The sequence below is a fragment of the Paraburkholderia sp. RL17-380-BIE-A genome (genome assembly GCF_046028085.1).
Classification (GTDB): domain Bacteria; phylum Pseudomonadota; class Gammaproteobacteria; order Burkholderiales; family Burkholderiaceae; genus Paraburkholderia.
Window position 1 is genome coordinate 449,990 of record NZ_JARESQ010000001.1, and the last position, 13,322, is coordinate 463,311.

13 protein-coding genes are annotated in these 13,322 nt (G+C 64.0%); 10 read left to right on the forward strand and 3 right to left on the reverse strand.

All coding sequences use genetic code 11. The features are described from left to right. The first annotated feature begins 1 nt into the window (after nt 1). The 3 genes from P0D68_RS02040 to P0D68_RS02050 all read left to right on the forward strand — a co-directional run bounded on the left by P0D68_RS02040 (nt 2) and on the right by P0D68_RS02050 (nt 3,779). The gene (locus tag P0D68_RS02040; RefSeq protein WP_091807068.1) at nt 2-1,000 is read left to right on the forward strand and encodes an ABC transporter ATP-binding protein; all 999 of its coding nucleotides are present in this window, start codon (nt 2-4) and stop codon (nt 998-1,000) included. Then, the gene (locus P0D68_RS02045; RefSeq protein WP_408300027.1) at nt 997-2,043 is read left to right on the forward strand and encodes an ABC transporter ATP-binding protein; all 1,047 of its coding nucleotides are present in this window, start codon (nt 997-999) and stop codon (nt 2,041-2,043) included. The genes P0D68_RS02040 and P0D68_RS02045 overlap by 4 nt, the downstream gene beginning before the upstream one ends. 155 nt (nt 2,044-2,198) lie before the next feature. Further along, a complete protein-coding gene (locus tag P0D68_RS02050; RefSeq protein ID WP_408300029.1) occupies nt 2,199-3,779 on the forward strand; it encodes an OprD family outer membrane porin in 1,581 nt (526 codons plus the stop codon). A gap of 97 nt (nt 3,780-3,876) precedes the next feature. Here the strand turns inward: P0D68_RS02050 and P0D68_RS02055 are convergent, their stop codons facing one another. Continuing rightward, on the reverse strand, nt 3,877-4,752 hold the full coding sequence (locus P0D68_RS02055; protein ID WP_091809165.1) for an IclR family transcriptional regulator: 876 nt from the start codon (nt 4,750-4,752) through the stop codon (nt 3,877-3,879). A gap of 303 nt (nt 4,753-5,055) precedes the next feature. Between P0D68_RS02055 and P0D68_RS02060 the strand changes: the two genes are divergently transcribed. Genes P0D68_RS02060 through P0D68_RS02090 form a run of 7 tightly spaced genes read left to right on the forward strand, consistent with a single transcriptional unit; the run spans nt 5,056 to nt 11,909 of the window. Next, the gene (locus P0D68_RS02060; RefSeq protein ID WP_091807062.1) at nt 5,056-6,147 is read left to right on the forward strand and encodes an ABC transporter ATP-binding protein; all 1,092 of its coding nucleotides are present in this window, start codon (nt 5,056-5,058) and stop codon (nt 6,145-6,147) included. Then, nucleotides 6,140-7,054, forward strand: coding sequence for an ABC transporter permease (locus P0D68_RS02065; RefSeq protein ID WP_408300031.1), 915 nt, complete (start codon nt 6,140-6,142; stop codon nt 7,052-7,054). The genes P0D68_RS02060 and P0D68_RS02065 overlap by 8 nt, the downstream gene beginning before the upstream one ends. Before the next feature lie 39 nt (nt 7,055-7,093). Beyond that, nucleotides 7,094-7,888 carry an ABC transporter permease gene (locus P0D68_RS02070; RefSeq protein WP_091807057.1) on the forward strand — a complete coding sequence of 265 codons (795 nt, stop codon included), beginning with the start codon at nt 7,094-7,096 and terminating at the stop codon, nt 7,886-7,888. Beyond that, entirely contained in the window at nt 7,888-8,280 is a 393-nt protein-coding gene (locus tag P0D68_RS02075) for a (2Fe-2S)-binding protein (protein ID WP_408300034.1), read from the forward strand. The genes P0D68_RS02070 and P0D68_RS02075 overlap by 1 nt, the downstream gene beginning before the upstream one ends. Beyond that, the gene (locus P0D68_RS02080) at nt 8,277-9,710 is read left to right on the forward strand and encodes an FAD-dependent oxidoreductase (protein WP_408300036.1); all 1,434 of its coding nucleotides are present in this window, start codon (nt 8,277-8,279) and stop codon (nt 9,708-9,710) included. Before P0D68_RS02075 ends, P0D68_RS02080 begins: the two co-directional genes overlap by 4 nt. Beyond that, nucleotides 9,703-10,842: an NAD(P)/FAD-dependent oxidoreductase gene (locus tag P0D68_RS02085; RefSeq protein WP_408300038.1), complete on the forward strand. Its 1,140-nt coding sequence runs from the start codon at nt 9,703-9,705 to the stop codon at nt 10,840-10,842. Before P0D68_RS02080 ends, P0D68_RS02085 begins: the two co-directional genes overlap by 8 nt. Before the next feature lie 20 nt (nt 10,843-10,862). Then, complete coding sequence (locus P0D68_RS02090) at nt 10,863-11,909, forward strand: ABC transporter substrate-binding protein (protein ID WP_091807047.1); 1,047 nt, start codon at nt 10,863-10,865, stop codon at nt 11,907-11,909. Between the two features lie 85 nt (nt 11,910-11,994). Here the strand turns inward: P0D68_RS02090 and P0D68_RS02095 are convergent, their stop codons facing one another. After that, nucleotides 11,995-12,294 (reverse strand): hypothetical protein, encoded by a 300-nt coding sequence (locus P0D68_RS02095; protein WP_091807045.1) that lies wholly within the window; start codon nt 12,292-12,294, stop codon nt 11,995-11,997. Nucleotides 12,295-12,357: 63 nt separating this feature from the next. After that, a complete protein-coding gene (gene panE, locus P0D68_RS02100) occupies nt 12,358-13,293 on the reverse strand; it encodes a 2-dehydropantoate 2-reductase (protein WP_408300040.1) in 936 nt (311 codons plus the stop codon). Nucleotides 13,294-13,322: the final 29 nt, after the last annotated feature.

Sequence of the window (13,322 nt, forward strand, 5' to 3'; positions counted from 1 at the left end):
CATGCCGCTACTCGAAGTCAAAGACCTCAGCGTGCGCTTTACGCGCCGCGAAGGCGCACCCGTCGACGCGGTGCAAGGCGTGTCGTTTTCGCTGGAGGCGGGCCGCACGCTCGGTATCGTCGGCGAATCCGGCTCCGGCAAGAGCCAGACCGTGATGGCGCTGCTGGGCCTGCTGGCTGGCAACGGCAAGGTGTCGGGCGCCGCGACCTATCGCGGCGAAAACCTGCTGACCATGAACGAAGCGGCCTTGAACCGGATTCGCGGCGACCGCATCGGCATGATCTTTCAGGACCCGATGACCTCGCTCAATCCGTTCCTGACGATCGAACGGCAAATGACCGAGACCTTGCAACTGCACCGCAAGATGTCGCGCCGCGAAGCGCGCCGCCGCGCGATTGAAACGCTGGAATCGGTGCGCATTCCCGACGCCGCGCGGCGCATCAACATGTATCCGCACGAGTTTTCCGGCGGCATGCGCCAGCGCGTGATGATCGCGATGGCGCTGCTCTCCGAGCCCGAAATCCTGATCGCCGACGAGCCGACCACCGCGCTCGACGTGACCGTGCAGGCGCAGATCATCGAACTGTTGCGCGAACTGAATCAGGAACGCGGCACGGCTATCATTCTGATCACGCACGACATGGGCGTGGTGGCCGGTTTGTGCGACGACGTGATGGTGATGTACGCCGGCCAGACCGTCGAGCAGGCGAGCGCCGCCGCGCTGTTCGCCGCGCCGACGCATCCGTACACGCTCGGGCTGCTGAACGCGCTGCCGCGCCTGACCGACGATGATGACGAGCGCCCCCTGCAAACCATCCCCGGCAATCCGCCGCTGCCCGGCGAAGTCGGCGCGGGCTGCGCATTCGCGCCGCGCTGCGGATATTGCACCGATCGCTGCCGTGAGTCGCGCCCGCGTCTCACTTCCGCGGAAGGTCACGCCGACGCCCTGCGCGCGTGCCATCGGCCGGTAGCGGAAATTCTCGAGGCCCAACACGTATGAACACCACTCCTCCTGCAAACCAGGACGCGGCAACGCTCTTGCGCGTCGACAATCTCAAGGTGCAATTCGGCGTGCCGCGCGGCGGCTTTCCGTGGTCCGGCAAAGCGACGCTGCGGGCGGTGGATGGCGTGTCATTTACCGTGCGGCGCGGCGAAACCGTGGGGCTCGTCGGCGAATCGGGTTGCGGCAAATCCACGCTTGCGCGCGCGATCATCGGGCTCGCTCCCGTGGCGAGCGGCAGCGTGCGCTGGCTCGGCGACGAAACCGTTGTGGCCGGCGCGCAACGCGATACGTCGCGTTTGCGCCGCGACGTGCAGATGATTTTCCAGGACCCGCTCGCTTCGCTCGATCCGCGCATGACGATCGAACAGATCGTCGCCGAACCATTGACGACGCACGGCCAGGACATTGCGCGCGCCGACGTGCAACGCCGCGTGCTGACCATGCTCGAACGCGTCGGCCTCAACGCCCAGCATCTGCGCCGTTATCCGCACGAGTTCTCCGGCGGCCAGTGCCAGCGCGTAGGCATTGCGCGCGCGCTGATCGGCGAGCCGCAACTGGTGATCTGCGACGAGCCCGTATCCGCACTCGACGTGTCGATCCAGGCGCAGATCGTCAATCTGCTGCGTGATCTGCAACGCGAACTGTCGCTCTCCCTGCTGTTCGTCGCGCACGATCTGGCCGTCGTCAAAGCGATCAGCCACCGCGTGCTGGTGATGTATCTGGGACGAGTGATGGAGTTTGGCGACAAGCGCGAGGTGTACGGCACGCCACGTCATCCGTACACGCGGGCATTGCTCTCTGCCGTGCCGGTCCCCGATCCAGTGGTGGAGCGCGCGCGCCGTCATCTGCTGTTACGCGGCGAGATTGCCTCGCCGCTCAGTCCGCCGTCCGGTTGCGCGTTTCGCACGCGCTGCCCGGATGCGATCGAAGCCTGCGCGCGGGAGATTCCGCAGCCTGTCACGCACGGCGCCAAAGCGACACGCGTCGCATGCATTCGCGTGGGGGACGTCCCGAAGGAAGCGCCGCTGGAACACCGCTAGAGCAGCAAACCCAAGAAGTTAAAACCGTATTCTCCGGCGCGGCGGGCCGTCGCGCCGTTGGATTCGCTCGTCCTGTCATCAGCAGGACTGAGCGATTCGCTTGGACTGGCTACGCGCCGGCCAAAGGTTCACCACAATAATCAGAGACGTATTCCATGAAAGATACCCGATCAAAAAACCGGTCAAAAAAAACCGGAGCTGCAACTTTCTTCTACTGCGCATTCACGCTTCCCGCGTTGACCCTCGCCGCGAACGCGTATGCCGACGACGGTGTTTCGGAGCCCACCTCCGAAACGTCTAAAGCTCAAGCGCTAGCGCAAACGTTGTCGTCCCCTACGCAACATGCACCGGAACCTTCGGTCGCGCAAAGCAGTCCATCCGGCAAGCGCCGCGCGGACCAGGGCGGCCAGGTGCGTAACGACCAGCCGGACACCACCAACGCCATCGTCAACGCCGAAGCCAATCAGTCGGTCACGCCGCCCGCACCGCTGTCGAGCCAGGCGGCGAGCAAAGGGTTTATCGCCGACAGCCATCTGAATCTGCTGTTTCGCAACTACGCCGATTACTTCCAGGCGCCTGACGCCATCTACCGTCACGCGTGGGTTCAGGGCGTGCAGGCCAATTATGAATCCGGCTACACGCAAGGACTGGTCGGCTTCGGTGTGGATGCCTCGCTGTTCGGCGCGCTCAAGCTCGACGGCGGCAACGGCGCGGGCAACATGGTGCACGTGGGAAAGGACGGTGGCGGTTCGGAACAACTCGCGTGGGCCTACCCCGGCATGTACGACATCAAGGGGCGCATTTCGGAAACGGTCGTGAAGTATGGTCTGCAGATCGTCACCAACCCGTTCCTCGAACCACACGACAATCGCGCGCTGCCGCCGACCTTCCTCGGCGTTTCCATGGTCAGCAACGATCTCGTGCACACCACGCTCGAGGCCGGCAGTTTCACGAAAGTCGACGCGCGCGGCCACACGAACCTGACCAATCTCACCACCTCGTATGGCGGCACGCGGATCGATCGCCTCACGTATGTGGGCGGCACCTGGCACTACGCGAAGAACGGCGAAATGGCCCTGTATGTCGATCAGGCCGACGACGTCTGGCGCCAGTACTACGGCTCGGTCGCGCAGTCGTTCGGCGATCCGACCACCATCAAGTGGAGCGGGCTCGCGAACATCTACTCGACGCACGACACCGGCGCGTCACGTCAGGGGCACATCAACAGCAACGCCTACAGCGTGTCGGTTTCCGCACAGCACGGCCCGCATGCGCTGCTGCTCGGTTACCAGCAGGTGCTCGGCGACCAGTTCTTCGACTACGTCAACGAGACCAACGGCATTTACCTGACCAACTCGATGGACGTGGACTACAACGCGCCGCACGAGCAGTCGCTGCAATTGCGCTATACGTTCGACGGCAAGTACGCCGGTGTGCCGGGACTCAAGGCGATGTTCTGGGGGCAATACGGCTGGGGCGCGGACGCATCCGCGGGTGCGACGGAGAATGCTTCGCCGTCGGCGCCGCTGCATGATCTCTACTGGAAGAACGGCGAGCCGGTGCACGGCCACCATCACGAGTTCGGTTTCATTCCGAGCTATACGCTGCAAAGCGGGCGCTTCAAGGATACGAAGGTCACGTTCATCGCGATGTGGCACAACAGTCAGCACCACTACTCGGATGGCAACAACATGGAATACCGGCTGGTCGTGAATGTGCCGGTGAAGGTGTTCTAAGCGGTTTTCAGCAGCAACTGGCGGCGCGGGTTTTCGCGCTGCCGCAAAGGGCGTCACGCTCGTGGCTCGAGCGTGACGCCTGCTGCTTCGCCTGCGCTTATCCCGTGATCCGTTCGGTGGTCATGGCGCGCGACAAGCCATGCATCGGCCTGCGCAACGCGACATCGAACGGATTGGTTTGCGGGCCGATCGCATCGGCCTGCCGCCGCAGCAGTTCGACCACCATCGGCAAGCGGTCGTCGCCCAGGCGCGCGGCCAGCGTGCCGACGCTCAACGCCGCCACCGCCACGCCGGTGCGATCCAGAATCGGCACCGCCACGCCCGCCATGCCGTCGAGCACGCCGCTATTGCGCCCCGCGTAGCCCAACTGACGCACGCGTTCGATCTCGGTGCGCAAATAGACTTCGTCGAGCACACCGTAGCCGCGAATTCGCGGCACGTTGAAGCGGATGATCTCCTCACGCTCCGCCTCCGGCAAAAACGCGAGAATCGCCAGACTGCCCTGCCCGACACCTAGCGCCACACGCCCGCCAATATCGCCGGTGAACGAACGGATCGGAAACGGCCCTTCGCAAATGTCGAGACACACCGCGTCGAAGCTGCTCTTGACGAGCAGAAAGATCGTGTCGCCGAGACTGGCGCACAACCGCAACAACGCGGGACGGCACAGCGTGCGCATGCCGCTCGGATTGCCAGCCTGCGCCGCGAGCGCGAAAAAATCCACGCTCAGCCGGTACAGCTTGGAGCTTTCGTCCTGTTCGACGATGCCCTCCGCGATCAACGCATGCAGGATGCGGTGCACGGTGCCCTGCGTCAGACCGACCGCTTTCGCCAGTCGCGTGACGCGACCGCCATCGGGTTGAGCTTCGGACAAGGCGCGGATCACCGCGAACGCGCGTTCCAGCATGCCGGGGCCGGGCGCTGCGCCCGCCTCTGCTGCGGTATCGGTATCACGTTTGGCGGCAGCATTCATCTTCATGGCTCTCGATTATTTCATTGACCGGAACACTATAAAGCGTTTTACCCGCATGTGGAATCCCGCACGCTTTCCCGTCGCACGCGAGCCCACACATGATTCATAGGGATTTTCCGGACGCCATGGAGCGGAACAGTTCCATCCGCTTCCCACAAATACATTCCGTCTAATGGAATTTTTATGAATCTTATACCGCCAAACGGAATTTGAAATTGACTGACCGTAATTTGGCTGGCTAGAGTCGGCGTCATCGAGGCAGTAGTCGATTGAACCGGTGTCGAACCATCCAAAGGTCAGATCATGTCGTTCCTCACACTTACCGACGTCACGAAATCGTTCGGCGATCTGCACGCCGTCGCGGACGTGAACCTGTCGGTGGAAAAAGGCGAGTTCGTTTCGCTGCTCGGGCCGTCCGGCTGCGGCAAGACCACCACGTTGCAGATGATCGCGGGCTTCGTCGAAACGACGCGCGGCCGCATCACGCTCGACGGCCGCGACATCACGCACATGAAACCGAACAAGCGCGGCCTCGGCATCGTGTTCCAGAGCTATGCGCTGTTTCCGCACATGAGCGTCGCCGAGAACGTCGGCTTTGGGCTGGAAATGCGCAACATCGACAAGGCCGAGCGCAAGGAGCGCATCCGTGAAGCGCTGGCGCTGGTGCGCCTCGACGCGCTCGCGCATCGCTTTCCGCGCGAACTCTCCGGCGGTCAACGGCAGCGTGTGGCGATTGCGCGTGCCATCGTAATCGCGCCGCCCGTGCTGCTGCTCGACGAACCGATGTCGAATCTCGACGCCAAGTTGCGCGAAGACATGCAGTTCGAATTGCGCGGCATTCAACGCAAGATCGGCACGACCACCATCATGGTGACGCACGACCAATCCGAGGCGTTGTCGATCAGCGATCGCGTCGTGGTGATGGAAGCCGGCCGCATCACGCAGATCGACACGCCGTACGAAGCGTACGAGCGCCCCGAGAATCGCTTTGTCTCGCAGTTCATCGGCAAGGCCAACATGCTGCCGGGCACGGTCGTGGCGCGCGAGGGCGACGCGATCCGCATCGACCTCGGCCACGACCTGGCGGAAACGGGGCACATGGCGCAGTTGCCGGCGCGCGAGCGCGTGGTGGGTGTCGGCGACGCGGTGACCTTGTGCATCCGTCCGGAAAAACTGCGGCTGTGCGCGCCGGACGCGGGACGTGTGCCGGCAACCGTGACGAGTCGATTTTTCCTCGGCAGCCAGTGGTTGTACCGGCTGGACAGCCGGCTCGGCGAAGTGCTGGTGTGCTGCCAGAACGAAGGCACGGAGCCGCTGGCGGAAGGTGCGACGGTCGGCGTGGATTGGAACAGCGACGCGATTCGCTTCGTTCAACGGGACGCGCATCATGGCTAGTACGCTGCCCGCAACCGACAACCGCGACGTGAAATCCGCTAAACCACGCCGTGCGTCATGGCATGCTTTTTTGCCATTGTGGCTGATGTGCGCGCCGGCCTTTCTGCTGTTCGTGGCGCTCGTGCTGGTGCCGCTGCTGATGACGCTGGTGCTGACCTTCTATCGCTTCGATCCGGCCAGCGGGCCCATAGCCGCATTTCAGTTCGGCAATTACGCGGAAGTACTGAGCTCGTCGTATTACCACACCATCTTTCTGCGCACGCTCGGCATTGCGTTTCTGGTCACGCTGCTGTGCGTCGTGATCGGCACGCCTGAGGCCTACGTTCTGTCGCGCATGCGCGATCCTTATCGCTCGATGTTCCTGCTGGTGATTCTTGCGCCGCTGCTGGTATCGGTGGTGGTGCGGGCCTTCGGCTGGAGCATGCTGCTCAACACCAACGGACTCGTGAATCAGGCGTTCGGCCTCATCGGACTCGGGCCCTACAAGCTCGAATACACCACCTTCGCGATTGTCATTGCACTCGTGCACGTCATGCTGCCTTTCATGGTGATTCCGGTATGGACAGCGTTGCAGAAGCTCGATCCGCAAACGGAAAACGCCGCGCTTTCGCTGATGGCGTCGCCCGCCACCACGTTGCGCCGTATCGTGCTGCCGCAACTCACGCCGGGCATTCTGTCGGGCAGCCTGATGGTGTTCGGTTTGTCGGCGAGCGCCTTCGCGATTCCCGGCCTGCTCGGCGGACGGCGCCTGAAAGTTGCCGCCACCGCCGTCTACGACGAATTCCTCGGCTCGCTGAACTGGCCGCTCGGCGCGACCATCGCGCTGCTCCTGCTGGTCGCGAATCTGATCGTGATGCTCACGTACTACCGCGTTCTCGAACGTAAGTACACCAGAAGCCTCGGCTAATTCATCAGCGCACCTATCAGCTCACTCAGTGAAAACATCATGAGAAAGAACGGCCCTATTGCGCTGATTTTCCACACGCTCGTGATTGCGTTCGTGCTCGCGCCGCTCGTGATCGTCGTGCTGGTCGCCTTCACGCCCGACGAAACGCTCACGCTGCCCACGCACGGCGTCTCGCTGCGCTGGTTTCGCGCGATCCTCAATTACCCGGATTTCATCGGCGCTTTTTTTAACAGCCTGAAACTGGCGTTCGCTTCGGCCACGTTGTCGCTGATCGTGGCGCTGCCCGCCGCGCTCGCCATCGGCCGCGCGCGCTTTCCGGGCCGCGGATTTCTCAACGGCCTGTTGCTGTCGCCGCTCGTGATTCCCGGTCTCGTGCTCGGCATCGCCCTGCTGCGCTTTTTCGCGCTGATCGGCGCGACCGGCTCGTTCGCCTGGCTCGTGCTCGCGCACATGATCATCATCACGCCGTTCGTCATGCGGCTCGTGCTGGCTTCGGTGAGCGGACTGGACCGCAGCGTCGAACACGCCGCGCACTCGCTCGGCGCCGATGCATGGACCACGTTTCGCCGCATCACTTTCCCGATGATTCTGCCGGGCATTACCGGCGGCTGGCTGCTGGCCTTCATCAACAGCTTCGACGAATTGACGATGTCGATCTTCGTCACCTCGCCGCAAACCGTCACGCTGCCGGTGCGCATGTACATGTACGCCACCGAATCCATCGACCCGATGATGGCCTCCGTCTCCGCGCTGGTGATCTTCATTACCGGCGGCGCGATGCTGCTGCTCGACCGCGTGTATGGCCTGAACCGCATTCTGATCGGCCAGCACTGATGTCTTCTTCCGCCCACGCTCTCATGCCGTCCACCTTGCCCTCCACTCATGCCGCCGCAGAGCGCGGCGAGCCGCAATTCATCCGCGTTGCGGAAACGCGGCGTGAACCGCTGCACTTCTTTATCGACGGCTGCGAAGTCACCGCGCTGCAAGGCGATACGCTGTTGACGGCCGTGCTGATGCAGCAACGCCGCGTGCGCGAAAGCGAATTCAGCGGCGCGCCGCGCGCGGGTTTCTGTCTGATCGGCGCATGTCAGGACTGCTGGATGCGTACCGAAGACGGCAAGCGCGTGCGCGCGTGCTCGACGCTCGTCACGGAGGGCATGCGGGTGCTCACGCGCAGCGCCGTCATCGAGGCCGGCGCTGCGGACGCGAACGGAGACGCCCGATGAACGACGAACGCCGCATCGTGATCGTCGGCGCCGGGCCGGCGGGCGTGCGCGCCGCCGAGACGCTGGTCGCGGCCGGCGTGAAGCCGATCGTGATCGATGAAAACGCGCGCTGGGGTGGCCAGATCTACCGGCAGCCGCCCGCCAACGGCGGATTCGAGCGCTCGAAAAAAACGCTCTACGGTTTCGAAGCGCACAAGGCCGACGCCTTGCATTCGACCATGGCCGCGCTGCTGCCCCATCTCGACTATCGTCCCGACACGCTCGCATGGGCATGCGAAGCGGGCCACCTCGATACCCTGCATGCGGGACGCGAGCTTCGCGTGCCGTTCTCTCATCTGATCATCGCGAGCGGTGCGGCGGACCGCGTGCTGCCGGTGCCGGGCTGGACGCTGCCCGGCGTCTATACGCTCGGCGCGGCCCAGGTCGCATTGAAGGCCCAAGGCTGCGCGATCGGCCGACGCGTCGTGCTGGCCGGCACCGGGCCGCTGCTGTATCTCGTCGCGTACCAGTACGTGAAGGCAGGCGCGCAAGTCGTGGCGGTGCTCGACACGAGTCCGCTTTCGCAGCAGATCGCCGCGGCGCCGAAACTCGCGCGCCTGCCGTCCACTTTCGCCAAAGGCCTGTACTACGTCGGCTGGCTGAAAACGCGCGGCGTGCGCATCGTGCGCGATGTGAGACTGCTCGGCATTCGCGGTGTGGACGGTGTGGAGTCGCTCGAATGGCGCGCAGCACGTAACGGTTCGCCAACCGAGACAATCGCATGCGATGCGGTCGGCGTCAGCTTCGGCCTGAAGCCCGAAACGCAACTCGCGGATCTCGCGGGCTGCCGCTTCCGTTTCGACGCGACCAACCGTTGCTGGCTCCCTGAAGTGGACGCGGCGGGACGCAGTTCCGTGCGCGGCCTCTATCTCGCCGGCGACGGCGCGGGCATCGCCGGTGCGGACGCCGCCGAACTTGCCGGCCGCCGCGCAGCGCTGGCGCTGCTCGACGATCTCGGCGTCGCGCATCCACGGGGACCGGGCATGCCCGACGCCGCATCGATCGAACGCAGTCTGAAACGTATCGCGGTATTCCGCGAGGGCATCGAAACGGCTTTCGCGCCACCGGCGAAATGCGCGTCGCAATGGCCTGACGACATGACCGTGTGCCGCTGCGAAGAAATCGATGCGGGCACTTTACGGCGCTGCATCCGCGGCGGCGAAGCGAATGAGATCAACCGGCTGAAGGCACTCACGCGCGTCGGCATGGGTCGCTGTCAGGGGCGCATGTGCGGCGAAGCCGCGCTCACCCTGCTCTCCGAGGAAACCGGCAAACCCCTCGAAGCGGTAGGCCGCTTGCGCAGCCAGCCACCCGTCAAACCCATTCCGCTCTCGCCGGCCATGTATGCCGACGACGTTGCTGACATTCCCGTGGAGGCGCGCGATGAGTGACACCTTGCACTACGACGTCGCGATCGCGGGCGGCGGCCTGGTCGGTTCATCGGCGGCTTTGGCGCTGGCGCAGCGCGGCCTGCGCGTGGGCCTGTTCGAGCGGCGCTATTGCGGCGCGCAGGCGAGCGGCGTGAACTACGGCGGCGTACGCTGCCAGGGCCGCCCGGTTGAACAGATGCCGCTCGCGATCCGCGCGCGGCGTATCTGGGACCGCTTGCCGGAGTTGATCGGCATCGACGGCGAATTCACGGTGTCGGGCCATTTGCGGCTCGCCCGTAGCGAAAGCGCGCTCGATGCGCTGCAAACGTGGGCCGAGATGGCGCGCGACTACGGACTGCACGCGCAGTTGATCAGCGGTGCGGCGTTCCGCCAGCGCTATCCATGGCTCGGCGCATCGGCCATTGGCGGTTCGCTGTGCGCGACGGACGGTCACGCGAATCCGCGCCTGGTCTCGCCCGCATTCGCGCGGGCCGCGCGGGCCGCGGGCGCGGACGTGCGCGAACACACCGAACTCACCGACATTCATTACGACGGCACGCGCTTTCAATTGCGCGCCGGTGAGATGCGCATCAGCGCCGACTGGCTCATCAACTCGGCTGGCGCATGGGCGAATACGGTTGCGGGCTTTTTCGGCGAGACCGTGCCGATGAAACCGATCTACCCGAACATGTGGGTCACCGAGCCTTTACCGCTCTTCATCACGCACAACCTGGGCGTGTATGGCGGCGGCATCTACGCGCGGCAGGTGGCGCGCGGCAATTGCGTGATCGGCGGCGGACGCGGACATGGCGACGGCGAGTATGGCCAGCCGTCGACGGAAACCACGCGCGCCGTGATGCGTGATGCGTGCGCGCTGCTCCCGGCATTGCGCGAGGCGTTGCTGATCCGCACGTGGAGCGGTGTGGAAGGCGAAACGCCCGACAGCAATCCGATCATCGGTGCGAGCCGCACCGTGCCGCGCCTGTTGCATGCGTTCGGTTTTTCAGGCGGCGGCTTTCTGCTCGCGCCGGGCGTCGGCGAAGTGCTCGCCGATCTCGTCATCGACGGTGCCACCGCCACGCCGCTCGACGCTTTTTCGATTGGCCGCTTTTCTGCTGTTGCGACCTCTGCGGTCGCCCAAGTCAACGTTTAGTGAACCCCTGGAGCCCCTCAATGAAACTGTTCAAGACGCTCGCGGCGCTGGCCGCATTGTGTGCATTCGGCGCGGCCGCGCCGGCGTGGTCGCAAACGAAAACGATCTATATCGGCATGAACGGTGGGCCGATGGAAAAGGCCTATACGAGTCAGGTGCTGCCCGACTTCGAGAAAGCCAACAACGTGAAGGTGGTCGTGGTGCCGGGCACGTCGTCGGACATTCTCGCCAAGCTGCTTGCCAACAAGGCCAGCCCGCAGATCCACGTGGTGTTTCTCGACGACGGCGTGATGGCGCGCGCGGTCAGCATGGGCGTGTGCAAGAAGCTCGATGACTCGCCAGTGCTCAAGGAACTTTATCCGTTCGCGCGCATGAAGGACGACATGGGCGCAGGCGTGCAGCTCGGCATGACTGGGATTGCCTACAACAAGAAGCTGTTTGCGGAAAAAGGCTGGGCGCCGCCGACCTCGTGGATGGATTTCGCCGATCCGAAATACAAGGGCAAGGTCGTGTTCCAGTCGGCGTCGAGCAGCACTTTCGGCCTGCACGGCTTTCTCGCCATCAACCGCCTGATGGGCGGCAGCGAGCAGAACGTGGAGCCGGGCTTCACCAAATGGGCGAGCACGGTGGGACCGAACGTGGTCGAGTACGTGCCGAATTCGGCGAAGATCTCCGAAATGGTCCAGACCGGTGAAGCGGGCTTGTTCCCGCTGACGCCGACTGCCGTGGGCGATCTGGCCGACAAGGGCATTCCGGTCGGCTATGTGAATCCGAAGGAAGGTCCGGTGTTGCTGCTAGTCGACCTGTGCGTGGTCAACAACAACCCGGACCCGCAACTGGCGCAGAAGCTCGCGCAATTCCTGCTGTCCGCGCCGGCCCAAACCAAAGCCGCCGAGGCCGGCCGTCAGATTCCCACCAACCGTCTTGCGAAGATGACGCCGCCCATGCAGCAAAGCCTCGGCAACGTCGAAGATCTGGTGCGCAAGGTGACAGTGGTGGATTGGGACACGATCAACGCGCACCGCGCACAGTGGGATACGCGCTGGAACCGGCAGATCGAGCGCTAAGCCGGTCTGTTGAAACTGCAACGAAAACGCGCGCCTTGCAGACCTGCAAGGCGCGCGTTCTTTATGGATTCGTACAAGTGCGGCGTTAGAAAATCACCGATGTCGCCACCGCCAGCCAGATCGCCACCACACCGGCGAGAAACAGATGCCGCGCAATGCGCACCCGTCTGTCGCTGGTTTCGGGTTCGACCGGACTCGTCGCGACCCACGGCACGAGCCCGAGACAAGCAAAGCCGATTAGCGCGGACGCGAACACGAAGATGTCGGCGACTCGCCAGCCGGTCGGCTCGTACATACCCCAGTAACCGAGAAACACGATCCCGATCGAGAAGATCGTGGCCGACGCGGCACTCAGCGCAGGGACTGATCCTGTTGGACTCGGCATGCTTCACCTCAGATATTTAGGCTGTTATGGCCGTGCCTGCCAGGTCCCGCGCTGCGGCTTCATTCAGGACGTGCGGGTCTGCCTCGCTTCATACGTCTTCAGATGACTATAGGCGATGCGCAGCAGCGATAAGCCGTGCTCGCCCTTTTGCGCGTCGCCGCCGCGCGAAATCAGATCGCCGAGAATGTGATCCGCCTCGGTGTGCGAGTGGTTTTCCACATCCCGCAGCATCGAAGCGGTGAGCGGCGAAGGCGTGAAGAGCGTCTGCGTGGCGCGTGCGTCGAAGTCGGGGCCCATCGTGAAACCGTTGTGTTCGGCCACGGCGCGGGCCTCGCCCAGCAGATTTTCGATGACGCGTTTGCCGTCCGGCGCAGCCAGAATATCGCCGACCGATCCGCGCAGCAAGCACGTGCTGGCCGCCAATGTGGCGAGGAACACCCACTTCTCCCACATGCGCAGCAAAATATTGTCGCTGACCAGCGCGTCGAAATTCGCGCCGCCCATTGCCTCGGCGATCGCCGCGACACGTTCCGACGTGCCGCCGCCCTGTTCGCCGAAAGTGACCGCATGACTATCGTTCAGATGCACGATGTGCTGCTCGGCATTGAGCGTCGCGGCGATCACGCATTGACCGCCCAGCACGCGCGCGGCGCCGAATTTTTCGTTGAGCACTTCGATATGGCGCATGCCGTTGAGCATCGGCAGAATCAGCGTCGATTCGCCGACGAGCGGCGCGAAGGAATCGATGGCGTCGTCCAGACTGTAGGCTTTGCAGCTCAGCAGCACCAGATCGAACGGCTCGGCGCTCACGCCGGCGAGAATGGTTTGCGGGTCGCGCAGCGTGAGATCGCCCCGCACGCTCCTGATGACGAGTCCATCGCGCTTGAGTTTTTCCGCCCGGCCGGGGCGCACGAGGAAGGTCACGTCCTGGCCCGCCGCGGCGAGACGACCGCCGAAATAGCCGCCCACGGCGCCCGCCCCTACTACTAGAATTCGCATCTTTGGCCTCTTGATAGATTTCGGTCACG